The following is a 22,245-nucleotide window of genomic DNA, read 5'->3' on the forward strand; positions in this document are numbered from 1 at the left end:
GATGGCCGACATGCCCCTCACCGCCTACAAGATCCTGACTCAGGAGCAGATGGACACGCTCGAGCACGAGCGTGTCTTTTTGGGCGCACCGATCGACTTGGCCGACGGCTATATCCACCTCTCCACCGCTGAACAGGCGCAGGAGACGCTGGAGAAGCATTTCGCGGGCCAGACCGGACTGTGGCTCGCCGCGGTGGATCTCGCCGCGCTGGGCGACACGGTGCGCTGGGAGCCTTCGCGCGGCGGCCAGCTCTTCCCGCACATCTACGGCTCGCTGCCGCTCGACGCGGTGACCGCGTACAGCGAAGTCGCGCACGAGCCGGACGGCAGCCTGCGCCTGCCGGTGGCCGGCTGAAAAAAGTGTAAAAACATCGCTTGACGGCGCCGGCCCCGGAACGTAATTGGCCGCCTCCGCCAAGCAATGGCCCCTTCGTCTAGCGGTCTAGGACGTCGCCCTCTCACGGCGAAAACACGGGTTCGAGTCCCGTAGGGGTCACCAGCGATTTCGATCGCTTAGCTGCTGACTAGCTGCACGAGCGTGCAACTTACTGCAACACCGTAGCTGGAAATCGGCGAACGTCCACGGATTGTTCTAGGGCTCTAGGTGATCGCATCCGCGGTTGGTGGAACGCCGGCGAGTGTCTAATTCGCACCCCAGACTCGCCCTTTCCACCTTCCTTCGGGATAGCCCCCGGCCACCATCAATGGGCGCATCGCTCCCGGCAGTTCCCGACCAGGTTACGCCATTCCCATCATCGGGTGGGAACGACCGCTCGGGCCGAAAGCGGCCGCTCGTAACCCTAGTCGCTGATCGGCGTAGCGGCCAGAAACCGAAATACGCCTCGACGGCCTCCGCCCATTTGCGGTCGTTCGATCTCCCAGCAGGCACGCTCGCACGCCGCCGACTGATGGCAGACAGGGTTAGGGGCGTCGCTGCCCTATCCTGCCGGGCCTTGATCCGCAGGATCGGCGCTCGCCTTCGTGATCAAAACCCGAAGGGCCGAGAGGACCAGGCCGACTCGGCGCCGCGGTGCCGCGTGCGAGAGCGGTCACGCCGAAGGTGTGAGACGCCCTGGCATACCGCGTCCAAACCCGGCGGATGCTTCGAGAGTAGCCAAATTCGTCTGAAGCGACACTGCTGCGGTTTCGTTAAAGCAAGCTTCCCGCATTCCTGAACAGCATAGGCATTAGTCCTGCGGACGCACTTCAGCGTTGCCGCGAGCATGCCATCTGGCGGCGGTGTCGGCTCGCTGAAGCCTGCTCCAGTAAAGAGGTTCGTAACATGCCGTCCTTCTTGTCCGCAGCTGCGGCGCTTCGCCACTCGGAAGCGACGCTGGCAAAGCATCCTGAGGCACACGGCATTACCTTATTCGTGTTCAGCCAGCTTCCCGCGTTGCCGATACAACAGATGGCTGCTGTACCTGGGACACGATCAATCATCCGGCACATCAAATATGTAAACATGTACTTGTTATCGTCTCGTGATCCTCAACACGGCAAATCAGCCACAACGTGAGCATATATACTGCCATTGCAATGCACATCCCTCCCCCAGGACTCAAAACCATGAATGAAGATCTGAGCGGAAAGGTCGCTTTAGTAACCGGCGCTGGCCGCGGCATCGGTCGCGCCATTGCGCTTCGCCTGGCCCGCGCCGGGGCGGACATCGGCGTGACGTTTCACGCGTCCAAAGCGGAAGCCGAGGCACTGGTTCGCGAAATAAGCGATCACGGAGCCCGCGCGATCATGCTCCAGGCCGACATGCGGAATGTTGCCGATGTCGTTGCGGCGATCGGCAGGACGCACGCCACGTTCGGGCGGCTCGACATCCTTGTGAACAATGCCGGCATCCTTGCACCCGGCCGTATCAACAAGATTTCGGTCGAAACTTTCGACGAAGCCTATGCGGTCAACGTGCGCGCACCAATTGCGGCGATTCAGGCGGCCGCAGCACGAATGCAAGCGGGCGGCCGGATCATCAACATTGGCAGCATCGGAAGCGACTATATGCCCTATAAGGGCCGCGCAGCGTACACCATGTCGAAAGGCGCGCTGGCCAGCCTGACAAGAGGCCTCGCCCGCGAACTTGGCGAGCGCGGCATCACGGTCAACAACGTCCAGCCGGGGCGCGTGCTGACCAAGCTTCTCGAGGAAGCAAGCGACAACCAATTGAACGATCTCGCCGCAGCTACCGCCATCGGCCGGCTGGGCGAGCCCGGTGACGTCGCTGACCTGGTCGCCTATCTGGCACGTCCGCAGGCAGGCTATATCACCGGGGCAAACTTGCGCGTGGACGGCGGCACCTCCGCGTAACCGCGCCCTGCGGATTATCTCATCAAGCAGCGAGCGGCTCCGATCGCAGTGACCGGCGCCGGGATTGTCACAAGCCAAGAGCGAGCTTATTCCATGCTAAGCGATTCCGATCACATCAGAAATCTCGTCTCGACATATGTTCGCAATGTCGATGCTCGAAACCATCAGGCGCAAATCACCTTGTTTACCGAGGATGCGCCGGTGCGCGTACTGGCACGGTCGGGCGAAGATGAAGCGCTCCGTCACGGGCCCGTCATCGGCGGCAAGGCCTTCGCCGAAGCCTCCGCAGCGTTGCGCCGCCCGATACCCGCCTCGCGAACCACGCGTCACTGCACTGTTGATCACCTGATCGAGATCACCGATCGGTCAGCCACGCTGCATGCGCAATTTCTGCTCCTGCACACCGATGCGGATGGTTCCGCCGGTTCAATCGTGAGCGTCGCCGAAACCGGGATCTATCGTTTCTCCTTTCGAGACGACGGCGACGGGTGGCGCATTGCCGGGCTCGACATCGTCGTCGATGCGCCGGCGGGTGGAGAACAATCCACCGCACCGTGATCTGCGGCCGAGATCGCCTCGGGGTCGATCGGCGCTTCAGGATTGCACGATCTGTTCGCGGGGCCTATCGGGCCCCGCCGCAACCCGCTCATGCCTGAAACCGACAGAAGATGGCGCTTGGCGCCAATCCCCTGGCACGTGCGGCTGCTACACGGCGGCATTGCATCGCCAAGGATCTCCACCCGATGGTCGCCTCGGCCAGCCACTTGTGTCGCACGATCGGCATCCGCAACACGAACCCCGCCTGGCGCCAGCAGATAATGGCGCTGGGCGAACCGTTCCGCAGCAACGTGCCCGACCGGCGCGTGTACTGCGAGACCGACAAGTCGGCCGACAAGGTCGACTGCAAGGCCATGTCCGTTATCAGGTCGTCGCCTGCACCGGCTGCCGCTGCCGCCGAGGCGCAATCGTGATGCCGACCCACCCTATCGTGCTAGCCGCCACCCCCCGATCGGGGCGGGTGCTTCTCGACAATCGGGGCTAGCCTCCAGGGGCGGAGCGGGAGTTATCCATAATGCCAATACTTAATCTGCGTGATGGGATGCGCCTCTATTACAAGGATTGGGGCCGGGGCGAACCGGTGGTGTTTGCGCATGGCTGGCCGCTCAACAGCGACATGTGGGAAAACCAGATGATGTTCCTGGCGACGCATGGCTATCGCGTCATCGCGCACGACCGTCGCGGCTTCGGTCGATCGGATCAGCCGTGGGAGGGCTACAACCACAACAGCTTCGCCGACGATCTGGCGGAGTTGCTCGACCATCTCGATCTGCGCAACGTCACGCTCGTCGGCTATGCGATGGGCGGCGGCGAGGTGACGCGCTATGTCGGTCGCCACGGCTCCGCCCGCGTGGCGCGCGTCGTGCTGATCGGCTCGACGACACCCAAACTAGGTCAGAGCGAGGATTACCCGCACGGCGTGCCGCAGGTCGTGTTCGACAATGTTCGCAGCGGTCTGATGGAAGACCGGGCGGAATTCCTGCGGGGCTTCGCGCGCCTGTTCTTCTCGACCGGGACGGACGGGGACGAGGTTTCCGAAGGCCGGCTGGCCCATGTCCAACAAATGGCGCTGCAGGGCTCCTTGAAAGCGGCCCATGATGCGGTTACCGCCTGCGCGGAGACCGATTATCGCGACGACATCGGTCGTTTCGACGTGCCGGTGCTGGTGATCCACGGCGAGCGCGACGCATTTGTTCCGTTCAACGCGACTGCGCGCCAGGCAGCCGGGCTGTTCCCGAACGCTACGCTCAAGGTCTATGCCGACGCACCGCACGGCATCCTGTTCACGCACAAGGATCAGCTGAACCAGGATCTGCTGCAGTTCATCGCGCACTGAACGATCGATGGAAGGTGGTTTGGAGAAAACGCAGCGCGCAGTGGAGGCGATGGGGCTGGCGCTGGGCAAGTTCGACGTCAGCGCCGCGACGCCACTGCTGGGTGCGCTGAAGGAGGAAGGACTTGCCGGGGTCCGTCGCGACGATCTGCTCCGACGGCTGCTCACCCAGATACGCCTCGTCGCGGTCAATTGCCGCGCGGGCAGGCTGCTCGGCGTCGAGGAAGGCGCCCTGCCGATCGCCGCTCGGGAACTCTGGCCCTTTTCCGAGGCAAGCCAGCTGGCAGAGTCGCTGGATGCGCTCCGCAATCCCGAAGCATGCTTCCGCACCCAACTCGCGCTCAAGACCCCTGGCGGCCCCGTCCATGTCCTGTACACCAGCTGGCGCGAGCCCGCGGACGGGACAGATCACGTAACCTTCGGACTGCTCGACGTGAGCGACCGCGTTGCCGCGGAGCAGGCGTTGCAAGCGCAGCGCGCACAGATGGCACATGCCGACCGGCTGTCGACGCTGGGCGTGATGACGGCGACGATTGCCCATGAGGTTCGCCAGCCGCTCAGCGTCATCCTTGCCTCCGCCCAGGCAGCGCTCCGCTGGCTGCGCAGGCCCGAACCGGACCTGCCGCAGATCGAGCAATGTCTCGACATGATCGTGCTCGGCGGCGCCAAAGCTGAGGAGACGGTTGCGCGGCTGCGCCAGCTGGCCGCCAGCCGCTCCGAAACGCGCGGTCGCTGTACCCTGGGGCCGGTGATCGAGGAAACCGTCGATTTCCTGCGCCCGGAACTCGCCGCCCGCCAGGCAACCATCACGCTCGATATCGAAAGCAGGCTGCCACCCGTCTGCGCCGATGGCGTGCAACTGCGGCAGGTGCTGATGAACCTGCTGCTCAACGCGGCGCAAGCGATGGCAGACGCGCAATGCTGGAACCGGGCGCTGAAGGTCCGGGCGCGGGCAGTTGGCGCCCACGTCCAGATCGACGTGGAAGACAGCGGGCCGGGCATCGCCGAGGCCGACCGCGACAGGCTGTTCGAGGGCTTTTACACGACCAAGGCTAGCGGGCTGGGCCTCGGCCTCAAGATCTGCCGCCAGATCATCGAGGATCATGGCGGCAGGATCGACCACCTCCCCCGTCCAGGCGGGGGTTCGATCTTTCGGATTCGCCTGCCGGCAGAGGAATGACGGCTGGCGTCCCCCGCACTGCAATCCTTCAGATGATACGCGGGAGCTCCACGCGGAAGGTGGACCCCTGCCCCACCACGCTTTCCTTCAGCATGATCGTTCCGCCGTGCAACGTCACCAGTTGCCGGACAAGCGCCAGCCCGATGCCAAGCCCGTCCGCTTGCTCACCGTTTCGGTCCACCTGCGCGAACAGATCAAACACTTGTCCCCGCATTTCCGGTGGGATGCCGAGCCCGGTATCGGCGACCTCGATGGCTACCCGGTCCGCTTCCTCCCGCACGCGCAGATCAATCGCGCCGCCTTCTGGTGTGTATTTCGCCGCGTTGGAGAGCAGGTTGCTCACCACCTGCGCGATGCGGGCCTGGTCGGCTTGCAACCATAGCGGTGCCTCGGGAAGGTCGATCGTCAGGCGATGGCCCCGCGCGTCGATCTGCGGACGGCTCAGTTCCACCGCCAGATCCACCGCCTCCGTGAGGTTGATGCGCTCGATGCGCAGCACGATCTTGCCCTGATCGATCCGGGCGACGTCGAGCAGATCTTCGATCAGCCGGGTCATGTGACCGACCTGCCGCTCCATTCGTTCGCGCACCTGTTCGCCCGCCTCTCCGTCGGGCCGACGCTTGAGCAGGTGCAGCCCGGCGCCGAACGCCATGATCGGGTTGCGCAGCTCATGCCCCACCATCCCGAGAAACGCGTTCTTGCGCCGGTCGGCGAGCTGCAGACCCTGGGAGAGCCGTGCGAGCTCATCACGCTGCGCGATGATCTGGCGGCGCTGCTCGTAGAGATCGAAAAAGACGTTGCTTTTCGAACGCAGGATGCCCGCGTCGATCGGCTTCTGGAGAAAATCGACCGCGCCCGCCTCATAGCCGCGGAAACGACGTTGGGCGTCCGCGCTGCCCGCGGTGAGGAAGATGATCGGCACGTGCCGGGTGCGCTCGTTGCCGCGCAGGAATTCGGCGAGCTCGAAGCCGTCCATGCCGGGCATCTGCACGTCGAGCAGCGCCAGCGCGACGTCGTGGACCAGCAGCAGCTCCAGCGCCTCGTCGCCCGAGCGCGCCTTGAGGCACTCCAGGCCGTCGCGCCGCAGCAGCGCTTCCAGCGCCAGCAGGTTCTCGTCGAGATCGTCGACGAGCAGGAACTTCACCGGTTGGGGGGCGGACATGTGGCTCAGGCCAATCGCAAGAGGTGGGGCGCGATCGCATCGATCGCGAGACGGGTTGCACCGGGGTTCGCGGCGAGGCCCGCGGCAGGCATGGTCGGTACGCGGGCGGTCGCCGGATCCTCGACGATCGCGGTGCCGCCGGTGCGTCCGACCGCGCGCAGCCCTTCGGCGCCGTCCTGGTTGGCGCCGGTGAGCAGCACCGCGATCAGCCGGCTGCGGAGCGCATCGGCCGCGCTTTCCAGCAGCAGGTCGATCGAGGGCCGGCTGTGGTTGACCGGATCGTCGGCAGAGAGCGCCATGCTGCCGTCGGGCTCGACGAGCAGATGGTAGTTAGCCGGGGCGAAATAGATCGTGCCGGGCTCGGGCAGCTGCTTGTCCTCGGCCTCGCATACCTGCATCGCGCAGCGCGATTCGAACAGCGCCGCCAGCCCGTGATCGTGATCGGGGGGCACATGGACGACGATCAGCACCGAGCGCGGGAAGTCCGCGGGCAATGCCGGCAGCAGCGTGAGCAGCGCCTGGACGCCCCCCGCCGAGGCGCCGATCACGACCATGCCGCTCATCGTTCGCGCCGCTGGTAGATCTTTTCCTCGCGGACGAAGTCGGCAAAGCCCGCAGCATGGTCGGAGAAGCGCAGGCTCTCCTTGCGGCCGAGGCCGAGGAACCCGCGGCGGACCAGCGATTCCTCGAACAGCCCGACGGCGCGCTCCTGCAGCGCCCGATCGAAATAGATCAGCACGTTGCGGCACGAGATGAGGTGCATTTCGGCGAACACCGAGTCGGTCGCCAGGCTGTGATCGGAGAAGACGACATTGGCGCGAAGGCTGCTGTCGAAGATCGCGCGATCGTAATCAGCGACGTAGTAGTCGGAGAGCGATGTGCGCGCGCCCGATTTCTGGTGGTTCTCGGTGAACTTGCGGATCTGGTCGAGCGGATAGACCCCCGCCTCGGCCGCCTTGAGCGCCTTGGGGTTGATGTCGGTGGCGTAGAAGATCGTGCGCTGTTCCAGCCCTTCCTCGCGGAACAGCATGGCGAGCGAATAGACTTCCTCGCCGTTGCTGCACCCGGCGATCCACACCTTGAGCGAGGGATAGGTGCGCAGATGCGGGATCACCTTCTCGCGCAGCGCCCGGAAATAGCTGGGGTCGCGGAACATCTCGCTCACTTGGACGGTGAGGTAGTTGAGCAGCTTGGCCAGCATGTCCGGATCGTGCAGCAGCCGGTCCTGCAACGCGGAGAAGCTGGCCATGCCCAGCCGCCCGCGCGCCTGGATCAGCCGTCGCTTGATCGAGGCGCGGGCATAGTGCCGAAAATCGTAATGGTAGCGCCGGTACAGCGCCTCGAGCAGCAGTTCGATCTCGATATCGTCGACATCGGGTTCCGGGGTTTCGTCGTTCATCGCGGCATCCAAACGCGGACGAGCGACAAGAGTTTATCGACGTCGATCGGCTTCGCCATGTAATCGCTGGCGCCCGCCTCGATGCAGCGTTCTTGGTCGTCGGGCATCGCCTTGGCGGTGAGCATGATGATCGGCAGCTTGGCCCAGCGTGGATCCTGGCGGATCGCGCGGGTGGCGGTGAGGCCGTCCATCACCGGCATCATCACGTCCATCAGCGCGAGGTCGACGCCCTTCTCCGGATCGGTCGCGGCCTCGGCCAGCGCATCGAGCGCCTCCTGGCCGTTGCGCGCGATGCGGACGAGCACGCCGCGCGGCTCCAGCACGCTGGTCAGCGAATAGACGTTGCGGACGTCGTCCTCGACGATCAGCACGCGGCGGCCTTCCAGCACAGCATCGCGGCGGCGGGCAGCCTGGATCATCTCCTGCTGCTCGCTCGGCAGCTCGGACACGACCTGGTGGAGGAACAGCGAGACCTCGTCGAGCAGCCGCTCGGGCGACTTGGCGCCCTTGATGATGATCGAGCTGGAATAGCGGCGCAGCTTCTGCTCGTCGTCGGCGCTGAGATCGTGGCCGGTATAGACGATCACCGGCGGGAAGCTGTGCGATCCGTCTTCCTCGCTCAGCGTCTCGAGCAGCGAATAGCCCGAGGCGTCAGGGAGCGACAGATCGAGCACCATGCAGTCGAAGGTCTGGCTGCGCAGCATCTCGAGGCATTCGGCGGCGGTGCGCACGCCCACCGTCTCGACATCGTCGGTCTGGAGCAGCCGGGCGACCGCGTCGCGCTGGACGTCGTCGTCCTCGACGATCAGCACGCGGCGGACGCGGCTGGCGGTGCGTTCCTGGAGGTTCTGCAGCACTTCCGCCAGCAGCTCGCGCTTGATCGGCTTGATGTGATAGCCGACCGCGCCGAGCGACAGCGCCGTCTGGCTCTGGTCCGCCGCCGAGATGACGTGAATCGGAATGTGGCGGGTGCTGTCTTCCTGCTTGAGCTGGTCGAGCACGATCAGCCCGGACTGGTCCGGCAGGCCGAGATCGAGCACCACGGCGCTCGGGCGATAGGTGCGTGCAAGCTGCAGCGCCTCGTCGGCGGTGCTCGCGACCAGGCACTGGAAGCCGAGCTCGCGCGACAGGTCGCAGACGATCGAGGCGAAGACGGGGTCATCCTCGATCACCAGCAGATGGCGGCCGCCAGCGACCAGCGCGTCGCGATCATCCTCCAGCACCCAGTCGGCCGCCGCGGCAGCGCGGCGGGGCGGGCTCGGGGGGGCAACCGGCGCGGGCGCGGCAATGGACTTCGCCGGGGCGACCGGCGCGAGGGGAAGCGTGCGCGGCGCTACGCCTTCCGCATCGTAATGGACCGGCAGCGTCAGCGTGAAGGTGCTGCCCTCGCCTGCCCGGCTCTCCAGCGTGATCCCGCCGCCGAGCAGCCGCGCCAGTTCGCGCGAGATCGACAGGCCCAGGCCGGTGCCGCCATAGCGGCGGTTGATCGTGCCGTCGGCCTGGTGGAAGGCCTCGAAGATCATCTTCTGCTGCTCGGGCGAGATGCCGATGCCGGTGTCGCGCACCGCGAAGGCGATCCGGTCGCCGTCCGCGCGCACCTGCAGCCGCACCGAGCCCTTCTCGGTGAACTTCAGTGCGTTCGACAGCAGGTTCTTGAGCACCTGCTCCAGCCGCATCCGGTCGGTCTCGATGCCCTTGGGCGCGCTCTCGTCGAACAGGATCTCCAGCGCCAACCCGCGCTGCTCGGCCACCGGCTGGAACACCTGCCGCAGATCGGTGCCGAGCCGCGCCAGGCTCACCGGCTCGGGGCGGATGTCGACATGGCCGGCCTCGATCTTCGAAAGGTCGAGAATGTCGTTGATCAGCGTCAGCAGGTCGTTGCCCGAGGATTCGATCGTGCGGGCGAACTTCACCTGCTCGGCGGTGAGCGTGGCCGGGCCATTGTCGCCGAGCAGCTTGGCGAGGATCAGCAGCGAGTTGAGCGGCGTGCGCAGCTCGTGACTCATGTTCGCCAGGAAGTCGCTCTTGTATTGGCTCGCCTGCTCCAGCTCGCGCGTCTTGACCAGCAGCGCGGCGCTGCCGCGTTCGAGTTCGTCGCGCTGGGCCTCCAGCGCCTGGGCCTGCTCCTCGAGCTGGCTGTTGGTCTGTTCCAGCTCGACCTGCTGCTGCTCCAGCATTGCCTGGGATTCCCGTAGCGCCCGGCCCTGCTCCTCCAGCTCCTCGTTGTTGACCTGGAGCTCCTCGCTCTGGGTCTGCAGCTCGGCGGCCTGCCGCTGGGTTTCCTCCAGCGCGTCCTGCAGCTGGGCGCGGAAGCGCGCGGAGCGCAGCGCGACGCCGATCGCCGGCGCGGCGCGCTCCAGCAGCTCCAGCATCATCGGGTCGGTCGGGTAGAAGAAACCGAGTTCGATCACGGCATTGACCATGTCGTCGGCCTTGGCGGGCACGATCATCAGGTGCCGCGGCTTGTCGCTGCCGAAGGCCGAGCCGATCTCCAGATAATGGTCGGGCACATCGTCGAGCAGGATCGGCTTGCCCTCCGCGGCGACGCGGCCGAGCAGCCCCTCGCGCAGCCCGAACGCCTCGGGCACATCGGCATCGCCGGGCACGCCGAGTGTGGCAACGCGCCGGAACACGCCTGCTTCGCCCTTGAACAAGGCTCCGGCCTGGAAGCCGAGCTTGTCCGCCAGATAGCCGAGCACTGCCTCGGCGATCTCTTCCACCGATCGGTCGCCGCGCACCGCCGCCGAAATGCCGAGCAGCCCGTTCTGCAGCCATTCCTCCTTGGCGCGGGCCTGCAGGTTGCGGCGGACCAGCACGAAGATCAGCAGCGTCAGCGCCGCGCCGATAAGGCTGGAGACGAGCCCGCTGGCGATCGCCGCCTTCGAGGCGGCCGCCATGTCGTCGAGCCGCTCCTGGCGGAGGCGCCCTTCCTCCTGGGCCATCACGCCGAGCTGGGCGCGGATTGCGTCCATGCTGTTCTTGCCGGCACCGGTCTCGACGACGGCAAGCGCTTCGGAAAGCCCCTGGGTGCGACGCAGTTCTATCGTCTCGCGCAACTCAGCCAGCTTTGCGCCAACCTCGCGGCGGAGCTGGACGATGTTGTTCTGCTGGACTGCGTTGTCGCTGACCAGCTGCTGGAGATGGTCCAGCCGCCCGTCGAGCGTCTGAGTTGCCTTGGTATAGGGCTCCAGATAGCTTTGCCCGCCGGTCAGCAGATAGCCACGCTGGCCGGTTTCAGCGTCCTGGACGGTGGAGAGCAGCTCGTCGAGCGCGATCAGCACGGTGTGGCTGTGCCGGATCGCCGCGTCGCTTTCGCCCAGCGCCAGCACGTTGCGATAAGCCAGCGCACCGCTGATCAGGAAAAAGGCCAGGCCGAGGACCAGCCCGAAGCTCGTCCAGGCGGAACGGCCGCCGGAGTCGCGCAACAAATTCCGACGCTTCATGCACTCGATCCCAGAAAAGGCCCCGGGATCCGCATACCGCGCTGCGATAGGAGAGCAATAGTCCTGACGAACAGGGTGGGACAGGCAACCCGCCTGTCCCACCAGCAGGTTAGAACACGAAGTTTACCGCGAGTGCGTAGGTCCGGCCGAAATAGGCGGTGTAGAGCGGGTCCTTGCGAACCGTGTCCACCGTCAGCCGGTTGGTTTCGTTGGTGATGTTCTGCACCTCGGCGATCAGCTTGATATGCTCGCTGAGATTGTACGAAGCCGAGGCATCGACGAAGATCGAGCGGGCGTTGGCGGTCGAGTCCGCGTCGACAGAACCGCTCGGCACCGCGGTGAGGAACGACGAGCGATAGTTGACCGTCGAGCGGATGCTGAACTTGCTGTCCTCGTAATAGAGCGTGCCGCTCGCCGTCTCGGGCGACAGGCCGACCAGCGGCGCGGTGCGCGAGAGCGTCGGCGAGATGATGTAGTTGATGTTCGAGCGCACCCGGGTGAAATTGCCCAGCGCGCCAAAATTCTTAAGCACGCCCGGCAGGAAGGTGAAGGGCAGCTGCACGTTCACTTCGAAGCCGCGCAGCGGGCCTCCGGGCGTATTGTTGCTGCGCTGGACGGTGAACTGGTCGGTCGGGCGCAGCTGGGTGCCGTTAAGCAGCGACAGCGGCAGACCGATCTCTTGGAAGGGCAGGCTCTGACTGGTCGTCTGGATATAGGTCTCGATGTCCTTGTGGAAATAGGCAACCGAGAGCAGCGATCCGGGGCGGAAATACCATTCGAGCGCCGCGTCGAAGGTATTGGCGCGGATCGGATCGAGGAACGGGTTGCTGAACGAGGCGGTCTGGATCACCAGGTTCGCCGAGCCCGCCGGGATCAACTGGCCGTAGGAGGGCCGCGACATCACCCGCGCCGCCGAAACGCGCGCGATCAGGCTGGGGGTGATGTCGAGCGCGAGGTTCATCGACGGCAGCCAGTCCTCATAGGAGCGGCTGACATTGGAGATGACGAAGCGCGACGGGTAGAGCGACCCCGCCGGCGAGGCGGTGGTGATCGGGCCATAGGTATCGAGGCTGGTGCGGACATAGCGCACGCCCGCATCGCCGCGCAGCGCGAAGGGCAGTATGTTCGCCGTGTCGAACTTGGCCATGAGATAGCCCGAGGCATATTTCTCGTCGACGCCGCCATAGGTGCCCTTGGCGCATTCGATGCTGCAATAGACATAGTTGTCGAGCCCGGTGACCTGGCGGAACTTGTCCGGATCGATCGAGACGAAGTCCTGCAGATTGCCGCCGAGATTCTTTCCGATGCCGGTGGTGACGAAGCTGAAATTGGCGATCGAGGCGCCCGCCGGCAGCGCCAGCGGGGTGTTAGTGGCGAGCTGGCGTTCGCGCGCCGTGTATTTGTTGGTGCGGTATTGGCCGCCAGCCTGGATCGAGAAGCCCGGCGTCACCTTCCAGTCGGCATTGAGCTCGAAGGTCTTGCTGGTGATCGTGTTGCGGCGGATGAAGTTGGAGAGCTGACCGCGCTGGTCGCCATTGGCGAGCGGCGGGCCGTACTGGAACAGCGCCGGATTGGTGGTGTCGATCCCGTAGCCGATCTTCGGGATGTTCGGATTGTCGCGGAAGTCGATCGACCAGTTCCGTGTATCGTTGGAGTCGATCGCCACCTGCAGGCGGTTCACGTCGAGCGTCGACTGGTTGATGCCGGCAAGGCCGAACAGTCGGAACGCGTCCGAAAAGCGATGGTCGAAGTTGAGGTTCGCCTGCTTGTATTCGGAGGTGAAGCGCTCGTCCTGCATCTCCGAACGGAGGTCGACACCGTCGAACAGGCCGTGGATCAGCGAGCCGTTGCCGTCGACCTCGATCTCGCGGACCGAGGTGAGCGGCTGGCCATTGTTCGAGATGGCGCGGCCGAACGACCGCGCATCGAACATCGTGTCGAGCCGCTTGACCTTGAAGCGCGAATAGAGCCCGTCGAGCGAAATGTCGGTATTGTCGTCGGGCTTGAACTGGAAGGTCAGCGATCCGGCGAGCCGCTCCTGGTTCTGGCTGCCCTTCACCGGGCGCGGCAGGCGCGGCAGGTAGACGCCGCCGCCGGGCTTTCCGTTCACGCCGGTACGGCTCATGATATAGTCATACGCGGCCTGGTTGCCGGTGCGCGGGTTGTTGGTGCTGCAGTTGTTGGCGTCCGCGCCGATCGATGCGCCGCTCGGCTGGGTATAGCCGGGCACCGGGCTGTTCACCGGCGCGCCCTTGTAGATATAGCCTACCGGGGTGCAGAACGGGAAGATCACGCCGGCATTGGCGCTGCCCGCCGGCTGGGCCAGGCCATAGACGGTGGTCGGCACGACGTCCGCTGCCGAATAGGCATATTCGTCGATATGGCGCTTCGAATAGGCGATGCTGCCGAGCACGCCGAAGCTGTCGCCGAACTTCTTCGAGACCAGCGCAGAGAGGCGCGGATCGACGTCCTTGCGGATGTCGTTGTAGATCCCACGCGCGGTTGCGGAGAAGACGAAGTCCTTCTTCTGGTCGAACGGCTTGGGCGCACGCAGATCGACCGTGGCACCCAACGAGCCTTCCTCGACATCGGCCGAGGTCGTCTTGCGCACGGTGAGCGCCGAGAAGATCTCGGTCGGGAAGGTCACGAAGTCGAACGAGCGGCCGGTGGCGACGCCGCCGCGAATGTCGCTGCCGCTGACCTGCGACACGCCTTCCATGCCGTTGATCCGCACCCGGGTGAACTGCGCGCCGAGGCCGCGGACCGAGATGTTGCGGCCCTCGCCGCCATCACCGCGGGAGAGCGCCACGCCGGGGATACGCTGCATCGACTCGGCGAGGTTCGAATCCGGAAACTTGCCGATATCTTCCGCAACGATGCTGTCGACCGCGGCGGTCTCCGAGCGCTTGAGGTTGAGCGCGCTGTTCAGCGAGGCGCGAAAGCCGGTGACGACGATTTCGTTGTTCTGCGCGTCGTCCGTCTGCACCGGGGCGGGTTGCTCCGGTGTGGTCTGGGCTGCTGCGGAAGTTGCGATCAGCGCGGCGAGTGCGCTGCACGATGCGAACAAGGCGCGTTTGTGGCCACGAATGGTGTCCATATCCCCTCTCCCATTTCGCGCGCACCTGTGTCTAAGCTTTTTGGTGCGCGGGTGGTGTCGCCCCCATCTTCGGGTGTACGACCTGCAACAATGCGTAACAGGACAGGTTGGGTCTGGCAACTGTGCCTGACCAATTTGCCAGATAGCGTTGTCATACGCTTTTCGGGCCAGACAAGGTGCTTGCAAGTGGCCCGACCACGTTTTACGCCTAGTCCATCAAGAGCTTTTCGCCGCAAGCCTTTAGAAAGCGGACGAGGCCATTTCATGGATGAGGGGAGAGACTGTGGTTCGCACGCTCGCACTGTTGGCCTTTGCCGTTCTGCCGGCAAGCACGCTTCCCCTCGCCGCGGCCCCGCCCGCCGGCACCGCGCCGGCCGCTGCGCCGTGGCGCGACCTCATGCCCAAAGCGGACCTCTCCGGCTGGCACCGCACCGGCGGCAACGCGACCTATGAAGTGGTGGGCGACGAGCTGGTCGGCCGCGCGGTGATCGGCAAGGGCAATAGCTGGCTCGTCTCAGACCAGCTCTATGGCGACTTCATCGTCGAGTTCGACGCCAAGACCGATCCGTCGCTCAATTCGGGGATGATGATCCGCGGCCAGAGCCGGCCCGAGTATCGAAACGGCGTGGTGTTCGGCTACCAGGCCGAGATCGATCCCTCGCCCCGCGCCTGGAGCGCGGGCATCTATGACGAACAGCGCCGCCAGTGGCTGTTCACGCTCGGCCGCAACGAGGCGGCGCGCAAGGCCTTCAAGCCCGGCGACTGGAACCACTACCGCGTCGAGGCGATCGGCAACCGCATCCGCACCTTCCTCAACAGCGTGCCCGCCGCCGACATCGTCGACGATACGGACGCGCGCGGCTTCCTCGCCTTCCAGGTCCATGCTTTGCCCGACGCGGTCGCGGCCAAGGGCCCCGAGGTGCGTTTCAAGGGCCTGCGGATTATCACCGACTCCCCCGCCCGCTATGCGCTGCCCGAGACCAAGGTCGAGCAGCAGGGCTGGCAGCCGAACCAGCTGACCGCCGCCGAGCGCCGCGCCGGCTGGACCTTGCTGTGGGACGGCCGCACCTCGAAGGGCTGGCGCTCGGCCAAGGGCGGCGGCTTCCCGGCCAAGGGCTGGAGCATCGCCGACGGCATCCTGACCGTGGACAAGAATGGCGGCGGCGGCGACATCGCGACGGCGGCCAACTACCGCAATTTCGAGCTGTCGGTCGATTTCCGGCTGAGCGAGGGTGCCAATAGCGGGATCAAGTACCTCCTGCCGCCGCTGCAGAATGGCGGCGTGTCCAATGTCGGCTTCGAATATCAGCTGCTCGACGATGCCCGGCATCCCGACGCCAAGATGGGCCGCGACGGCAACCGCACGCTGGCCTCGCTCTACGACCTGATCCCGGCGCGCAACCTGTCCGATCCGTCGAGCCCCGGCAAGCGCGGCAACCCGCCGGGCGAATGGAACCGCGCGACGGTCCTGGTCCGCGGCAATCATGTCGAGCATTGGCTGAACGGCTTTAAGGTCGTCGAATATGAGCGCGGCTCGGACGCGCTCAAGGCGACCATCGCCGAGAGCAAGTTCGCCAAGATCGCCGGCTTCGGCGCCACGGCCGAGGGCGCGATCCTGCTGCAGGATCATGGCGACCGGGTCGATTTCCGCTCGATCAAGCTGCGCCGTTTCTGAGGAGTCCGCGCCGTACCATTGGAATCACGACTATAAAGAACAGAGGGGAAGCACTGCCATGTTCGACCGTCGAACGATGATGAAGGGCGCCGCTGCTACCGGCGCATTGGCGATCAGCGCCAGCAGCTATGCGCGCATCCTGGGGGCCAACGATCGCATCCGCGTCGGCATCGTCGGCGTCAACGGCCGCGGCCAGGCGCATATGAGCGCCTTCGCCAAGCAGCCCAATGTCCAGGTCACGCATTTCGCCGATGTCGACTCGGCCGTGCTCGCCAAGCGCGCCGGCGAGTTCGCCAAGCGCCACGGCAACACGGTCGAGACCACCGGCGACTATCGCAAGCTGCTCGACACCAAGGCAGTCGACGTGATCACCGTCGCCACGCCCGACCATTGGCACGCCAAGGTCGCGATCGACGCGATGAACGCCGGCCGCAACGTCTATATCGAAAAGCCGATCGGCATTGCCCCGGCAGAAGGCGAGGCGCTGATCGCCGCGCAGAAGCGCACCGGGCGGGTGCTCCAGGTCGGCAACCAGCAGCGCTCGGCGGTGGAGACCCGCCAGTTGCTCGACCTGATCCGCGCCGGCGAACTGGGCGATGTCTACGAAGCGCAAACCTGGTACGCCAACAACCGCAAGTCGATCGGCAAGGGCCAGATCGTGCCGCCGCCCGCCAATCTCGACTGGAATATGTGGCAGGGGCCGCGCCCGCGCGGGCCGTACCGCTCGAACCTCGTCCACTATAACTGGCACTGGTTCTGGAAATACGGCACCGGCGAGATCTGCAACAACGCGATGCACGAGCTCGACGTCGCCCGCTGGCTGATGGGCGTCACCTATCCTACCACCGTCACCGCCCGCGGCGCCCGCCGCTTCTACCAGGGCGACGATTGGGAAATGTACGATTCGCTCGCGCTGAACCTCGGCTTCGACGGCGGTCGCACGATCCGCTGGGACGGCGAGAGCTGCAACGGCATGCTCCGCTACGGCCGCGGCCGCGGCACGCTGGTGCTCGGCACCAAGGGTTCGGCGGTGGTCGATCGCAACGGCTTCGAGCTGTACGACCTCGCCGGCAAGCGGATCCGCGAGGTGAAGGCCCCGGCGGAATCGGAAACGACCGGCACCGTCGGCGAAGGCGCGCTGGACGTCTACCACGCCGCCAACTTCCTCGGCGTAGTCCGCGGCACCGAGGCGGCGCTGCACTCGCCGATCCAGGAGGGGCATATCAGCACCACACTCTGCCATCTCGGCAACATGGCCTATCGCACCGGCGGCGCGATCACCGTAGATCCCGCGACCGGCAAGCCGAAAGAGGCCGCCGCGCGCAAGCTCTGGGCGGTCGACTATGAGCCCGGCTGGGAGGTGCGCGGCTGAGATGACGGACATGGCGGCGAGCGTGGCGCGGTTCGCCGCCATGGGTACGCGGGTCGAGCTGCACCTGTTCGGCTGCGACGACCCCGCCGCGCTCGCCGCCGCCAAGGCTGCGATCCTCTCGGTGGAAGACGCGCTGACGATCCACCGGCCGTCGCCCGCCACGGCGCTCAACGACGCGCTTTCCAGCGGCGGGAGCGTAGTGGTGGAGGACCGGCTGTTGTTCGGCGCGCTGCTGCAGGTGGATGCGCTGTGGCGCGAAACCGGCGGGCTGTTCGATCCCACCCTGGGCCACTGGTCTGCACTCACGATCGACCGCGCCAGCCGCCGCGTCTCGACCACGCGTCCGCTGACCTTCGACTTCGGTGGCTTCGGCAAGGGCTATGCGCTCGACCACGCCGTCACTGCTCTCCGCGCGATGGGCGTGCCCTCCGCCTTGCTCTCCGCCGGGGAAAGCTCGATCGCGGTACTCGGCCAGCACCCCCTCGGCGGCGGCTGGCCGCTCGCCGTGCCGCACCCCGAGGACGACGGCGCCTGGCTGGTCGAACTCGACCTGCAGGACGCCTCCCTGTCGATCTCCTCCACCGTCGGCGCCGGGGCCGCCAAGCCGGGCCGCGCCGCAATGATCCGACCGACCGACGGCGCGATCATCACCACCCCCGCCACCGCCGTCGCGGCCGCCGCGACCGGCGCCGAGGCCGAGGCGCTGAGCACCGCCCTGCTCGTCGCCGACCCCGTCGCCCGCGACCGGCTGCGCGCGGCCGCCCCCGATCACCGCTTCCTCTTTCCCCATGCCGCGCCCGTCGGCGCCGAGCGAGCACTGGAACCTACCGCATGACCGACGACGATTTCGCGCTTTCCCGCCGCACCTTCCTGGATCGCGTGCTGCTCGCCTCCGCCGGCGTCGGGATGAGCGCCGCTGCGCCCTGGGCTGCGCGCGCGGCCGAGGACATCGCCAAGGGCCCGCGCGTCCGCATCGGCGTGATCGGCACCGGCGATCGCGGCCGCACGCTGATCCAGAACCTCAACAAGACGCGCAACTGCACGGTCGCTGCGCTGTGCGACAATTTCGAGCCGCACATGGCCAAGGCGCGCGCCTATGTGCCAGCGAACACGCCGATCTATACCGATCACCGCAAGATGCTGGAGGCCAAGGGCATCGACGCGGTGGTGATCGCCACCCCGCTCGACCTCCATGCCCGCCACACGATGGACGCGCTCGATGCCGGCTACCCCGTGTTCTGCGAGAAGGCGATGGCGCGGACGATCGCCGATTGCAGCGCGATGGTCACCCGCGCCCGCCAGCGGGGCAAGATCCTCCAGATCGGCCACCAGCGCCTGTTCAACCCCACCTATCTCAACGCGCTCAAGCGCGCCCAGGCCGGCGAGATCGGCCCGATCACCCAGATCCGCGCCAGCTGGCACCGCAACCGCAGCTGGCGCCGCCAGATCCCGCCCGGCGGCACCGAGCGCGAGATCAACTGGCGGCTCTACCGCGATCGCTCGGCCGGGCTGATGACCGAGCTGGCGACGCACCAGCTCCAGGTCGCCAACTGGTTCATGGGCGGGCTGCCCACCCGCGTGATGGGCTCCGGCAGCATCTGCTTCTGGAAGGACGGTCGCGACGTCTATGACCAAGTCGCGCTGATCTACGATTACTCTGATGGCCGGAAGGTGATCTACACCTCGATGCTCAACAATGCCCGCTATGGCTGCGAGGAGCAGATCCAGGGCAGCAAGGGCACGATCGAGCCCGAGCTCGGCCGCATCTACCAGGAGGTCCAACCCGGCGCGGTTCCGGCGCTCGCCCGTATGCGCGCCGACGTGCAGGCCGGCCGCAAGAACACCGTGCCGATCGGCGGCGCGACCTGGTTCCCCGAGCTCCCCGTCACCACCCCCGGCGATTCGCTCGGCTGGGGCGAATATGACGAGACGATGCTCCAGTTCGAGGGCTTCGGCGAAGCGGTGCGCAGCGGCAAGGAAGTGCCGGGCCTGCTCGCCCAGGCCTATCACGCCAGCGTCGCCTCGCTGCTCGGCGAACAGGCGATCGATCAGGGCAAGGCGCTCGCCTGGCCGACCGACCTCGTAACCTTCTGACCTTCTCCCAAAGGGATAGCATCATGGACATGATCGATCGCCGCCTGCTCCTCGCCAGCGCCGGGCTTATCGGCGCCGGGCTCGCCGGCTCGGCGCGTGCCCAATCGACCGCACAGGGCAACGGCGTCTCCGCCAATGCCGCGCCGACCGGACCGGACCCGAGCGCCAAGGACCGCATCCGCTTCGCCGTGATCGGGCTCGACCACTCGCACATCTATGCGATCACCGATGCGCTGATCCGCGGCGGCGGCACGCTGGTGGCGGTGCATGCGAGCGATCCGAAGCAGCTGGTCCCCTTCCGCGCGCGCTATGGCGACGTGAAGGTGGCGCGCAGCGAGGCCGAGATCCTCGACGACAAGAGCGTGCAGGTGGTCGCCAGCGCCTCGATCCCCAATCTCCGCGCGCCGCTCGGCGTCCGCGTGATGCGCGCGGGCAAGGATTTCCTCTCGGACAAGCCCGGCATCACCAGCCTCGCCCAGCTCGCCGAGGTGCGCCGGACCATCGCCGAGACCAAGCGCAAGTTCGCGATCATGTATTCGGAACGGCTCGAGGTGCGCGCGGCGGTGAAGGCGGGCGAGCTCGTCCATGCCGGCGCGATCGGCCGCATCGTCCAGACCATCAACATCGCCCCGCACCGGGTGAGCGCCCCCAGCCGCCCAGAATGGTTCTGGGACGTGGCGAACTATGGCGGCATCCTCACCGATATCGGCAGCCACCAGGCCGACCAGTTCGTCTTCTACACCGGCTCCACCGAGGCGCATGTCGTGGCCTCGCAGGTCGGCAACTTCGCCACGCCGAACCACCCGAAGTTCCAGGATTTCGGCGACATGATAATGACCGGCAATGGCGGCGCGGGCTATGTCCGCGTCGACTGGTACACGCCGGACGGCCTGCCGACCTGGGGCGACGGCCGCGTCTTCATCCTCGGCACCGAGGGCTATATCGAACTCCGCAAGTACGTCGACATCCAGGGCCGCCCGGGCGGCAACCACCTGTTCCTCGCCGATCGCAAGGGCACACGCTACATCGATTGCAACAATGTGCCGCTGCCCTTCGGCCCGCAATTCGTCACGGACGTGGTCCAGCGTACCGAAGTCGCGCAGAACCAGGCCCAGGCGCTGCTCGCCGCCGAGCTGGTGCTGACTGCGCAGGACAAGGCGCGGACGCTCGCGGGCGGGCAGCGGCCGCCGGTGCAAGGCGGCTGACGAAGTCTGGGACGAGGGCAAGGTCTGCTCCGGAGCGGACCTTCCCGACCTGCCCCCTGGCCTCGCTGCCCTGTCCCTAAAATGCTGCGCCTTCGCCGCTTTCGCATCGCTGCGGCATGTTCCTATCGCCGAGGTCCGGGGTGCGCCCCCGGACCTCGGCGCGACCCCTCCGTTCCGGACCAGCTTCCCGATGTTCAACCACGGCACGCTAGGCGATGACGTGGGTGAACATAGCGGGAACCAGGAAAGGTGGGTGCGATGCCGACTTCGGGACGCGGTGCCTTCGAACATGCCATGCCGGTGTTGCCGGCGCCGGTACGCGTCCCGAGCCTGGGCACACCGGCGCCGATCCTCGGCCGGGATGCCGGCAGCGATGCCCGGACGGCCCATGCAGCGATCGTGTCGCGCGCAACGGCCCTGCTGTTGGCCTTTGCCGTGGAAGAGACCCGTGAAGCCCCGTTGCTCGGCCGCGCCCACAACGGCCCCGCCCCGGCCCCGGACCTCCTCGGCGCCCGCGACCTGTTCGTCCAGATCCTGGTCGCCGACGCGCTGCTCGACATCGATCTCGACGCGCGGCATCCGGCGATCGAAACCAGGGTGCGGCAGATCGTACGCCACCGGCGCGCGGTCGACCGCGCGCGCCCCGCCGGGGCTGACCGCTATTATGACCTGTCAGGCGACGTGGACGAACTCGCGCAGATCCTGCTGCTGTTCGCCCGGCTCAGCCGGCGCGACCTGATCGCCGCGCATTGCGCGCCGCCGCTCGCGGTGCTGCTCGCCTATGCCGAGGCCGATGGGGTGCTGCCCGGCTGGGTCCTGCCCAACAGCGCCGCGCCCGATGCGGTGGAGACGATCGCCAGCCTGGTCTACGCGCTCGCACGCTGGGACGCGCGGCGGTTCCTCGGCATGATCGTCGCGGGCGCCCGCTGGGTTGCCGACCGCCAACAGCCGGACGGCGGCTGGGCGGCGGCGGCGGGCGCCGATCCGCTGTACGGCACATGGCTGGCGCTGCGCCTGCTCGGTGCGGTGATGCCCAACCACCCGGTGGTCGCGCGCGCCGCGCAGTTCCTGCACGCGACCCGTCGCGCCGGACGCGGCTGGGGCATCGATGGCGACAATCCGCTCGCCACCGCGCTGGCCGTGCTCGCGCTCCGGGCGTCGCGGACCGAGCTCCCGCAGGCGCTGGCGCGCGAGGCGCGCGCGGTGCTCCTGCCCGACGCCCAGGGCTGGCCGGCGCGGCCGCTGCTGCGCTTCGCCCGCACGGATGCAGGGCTGCCCATGCTGGTCGATCACGGCGGCAGCGCGGTGACGGCGCTGTTCGCGCTCAAGGCCAGCGAGGCGCTGGAGACCGGCCGCTCCACCTGAACCGCCGCCAAGGCACTCGCCCAAAAGACGAAACCACCCCCGTCGAAAC

17 protein-coding genes and 1 tRNA gene are annotated in these 22,245 nt (G+C 66.6%); 13 read left to right on the forward strand and 5 right to left on the reverse strand.

The window, feature by feature from the left end:
* Window position 1: 1 nt before the first annotated feature.
* From ABIC35_RS06270 to ABIC35_RS06300, 7 genes are all read left to right on the forward strand, one after another.
* Window positions 2–355, forward strand: coding sequence for a DUF952 domain-containing protein (locus ABIC35_RS06270; RefSeq protein ID WP_121077607.1), 354 nt, complete (start codon window positions 2–4; stop codon window positions 353–355).
* 68 nt (window positions 356–423) lie between these two features.
* Window positions 424–499: transfer RNA gene (locus tag ABIC35_RS06275), tRNA-Glu, on the forward strand.
* A gap of 1,067 nt (window positions 500–1,566) precedes the next feature.
* Entirely contained in the window at window positions 1,567–2,313 is a 747-nt protein-coding gene (locus ABIC35_RS06280; protein WP_121077609.1) for an SDR family NAD(P)-dependent oxidoreductase, read from the forward strand.
* A 93-nt stretch (window positions 2,314–2,406) separates the two neighbouring features.
* The gene (locus ABIC35_RS06285; RefSeq protein ID WP_121077611.1) at window positions 2,407–2,871 is read left to right on the forward strand and encodes a nuclear transport factor 2 family protein; all 465 of its coding nucleotides are present in this window, start codon (window positions 2,407–2,409) and stop codon (window positions 2,869–2,871) included.
* A 110-nt stretch (window positions 2,872–2,981) separates the two neighbouring features.
* Complete coding sequence (locus ABIC35_RS06290) at window positions 2,982–3,284, forward strand: hypothetical protein (RefSeq protein ID WP_147425881.1); 303 nt, start codon at window positions 2,982–2,984, stop codon at window positions 3,282–3,284.
* Window positions 3,285–3,385: 101 nt separating this feature from the next.
* Complete coding sequence (locus ABIC35_RS06295) at window positions 3,386–4,207, forward strand: alpha/beta fold hydrolase (RefSeq protein WP_121077615.1); 822 nt, start codon at window positions 3,386–3,388, stop codon at window positions 4,205–4,207.
* A gap of 19 nt (window positions 4,208–4,226) precedes the next feature.
* On the forward strand, window positions 4,227–5,384 hold the full coding sequence (locus ABIC35_RS06300; protein ID WP_183049400.1) for a sensor histidine kinase: 1,158 nt from the start codon (window positions 4,227–4,229) through the stop codon (window positions 5,382–5,384).
* Between the two features lie 28 nt (window positions 5,385–5,412).
* On the opposite strand, the gene ABIC35_RS06305 is transcribed toward ABIC35_RS06300, so the two are convergent.
* From ABIC35_RS06305 to ABIC35_RS06325, 5 genes are all read right to left on the reverse strand, one after another.
* Window positions 5,413–6,546 carry a hybrid sensor histidine kinase/response regulator gene (locus tag ABIC35_RS06305; RefSeq protein ID WP_121077619.1) on the reverse strand — a complete coding sequence of 378 codons (1,134 nt, stop codon included), beginning with the start codon at window positions 6,544–6,546 and terminating at the stop codon, window positions 5,413–5,415.
* Between the two features lie 5 nt (window positions 6,547–6,551).
* Complete coding sequence (locus ABIC35_RS06310; RefSeq protein ID WP_121077621.1) at window positions 6,552–7,109, reverse strand: chemotaxis protein CheB; 558 nt, start codon at window positions 7,107–7,109, stop codon at window positions 6,552–6,554.
* The gene (locus ABIC35_RS06315; RefSeq protein ID WP_121079449.1) at window positions 7,106–7,945 is read right to left on the reverse strand and encodes a CheR family methyltransferase; all 840 of its coding nucleotides are present in this window, start codon (window positions 7,943–7,945) and stop codon (window positions 7,106–7,108) included. Before ABIC35_RS06315 ends, ABIC35_RS06310 begins: the two co-directional genes overlap by 4 nt.
* On the reverse strand, window positions 7,942–11,388 hold the full coding sequence (locus ABIC35_RS06320; protein WP_121077623.1) for a response regulator: 3,447 nt from the start codon (window positions 11,386–11,388) through the stop codon (window positions 7,942–7,944). Before ABIC35_RS06320 ends, ABIC35_RS06315 begins: the two co-directional genes overlap by 4 nt.
* A 109-nt stretch (window positions 11,389–11,497) precedes the next feature.
* Entirely contained in the window at window positions 11,498–14,485 is a 2,988-nt protein-coding gene (locus ABIC35_RS06325; RefSeq protein WP_121077625.1) for a TonB-dependent receptor, read from the reverse strand.
* A 283-nt stretch (window positions 14,486–14,768) separates the two neighbouring features.
* Here ABIC35_RS06325 and ABIC35_RS06330 point away from each other — a divergent pair, with 283 nt between their 5' ends.
* The 6 genes from ABIC35_RS06330 (at window position 14,769) to ABIC35_RS06355 (ending at window position 22,196) form a co-directional block, all read left to right on the forward strand.
* Window positions 14,769–16,160, forward strand: coding sequence for a 3-keto-disaccharide hydrolase (locus tag ABIC35_RS06330; RefSeq protein ID WP_354278349.1), 1,392 nt, complete (start codon window positions 14,769–14,771; stop codon window positions 16,158–16,160).
* A 58-nt stretch (window positions 16,161–16,218) separates the two neighbouring features.
* Window positions 16,219–17,532 carry a Gfo/Idh/MocA family protein gene (locus tag ABIC35_RS06335; RefSeq protein WP_121077627.1) on the forward strand — a complete coding sequence of 438 codons (1,314 nt, stop codon included), beginning with the start codon at window positions 16,219–16,221 and terminating at the stop codon, window positions 17,530–17,532.
* A 1-nt stretch (window position 17,533) separates the two neighbouring features.
* Window positions 17,534–18,367 carry an FAD:protein FMN transferase gene (locus ABIC35_RS06340; RefSeq protein WP_121077629.1) on the forward strand — a complete coding sequence of 278 codons (834 nt, stop codon included), beginning with the start codon at window positions 17,534–17,536 and terminating at the stop codon, window positions 18,365–18,367.
* A complete protein-coding gene (locus tag ABIC35_RS06345) occupies window positions 18,364–19,626 on the forward strand; it encodes a Gfo/Idh/MocA family protein (protein ID WP_121077631.1) in 1,263 nt (420 codons plus the stop codon). Before ABIC35_RS06340 ends, ABIC35_RS06345 begins: the two co-directional genes overlap by 4 nt.
* 23 nt (window positions 19,627–19,649) lie before the next feature.
* On the forward strand, window positions 19,650–20,831 hold the full coding sequence (locus ABIC35_RS06350) for a Gfo/Idh/MocA family protein (protein WP_121077633.1): 1,182 nt from the start codon (window positions 19,650–19,652) through the stop codon (window positions 20,829–20,831).
* 258 nt (window positions 20,832–21,089) lie between these two features.
* The gene (locus ABIC35_RS06355; protein WP_121077635.1) at window positions 21,090–22,196 is read left to right on the forward strand and encodes a hypothetical protein; all 1,107 of its coding nucleotides are present in this window, start codon (window positions 21,090–21,092) and stop codon (window positions 22,194–22,196) included.
* Window positions 22,197–22,245 lie beyond the last annotated feature (49 nt).

The organism is Sphingomonas trueperi (genome assembly GCF_040545965.1).
Classification (GTDB): domain Bacteria; phylum Pseudomonadota; class Alphaproteobacteria; order Sphingomonadales; family Sphingomonadaceae; genus Sphingomonas; species Sphingomonas trueperi_C.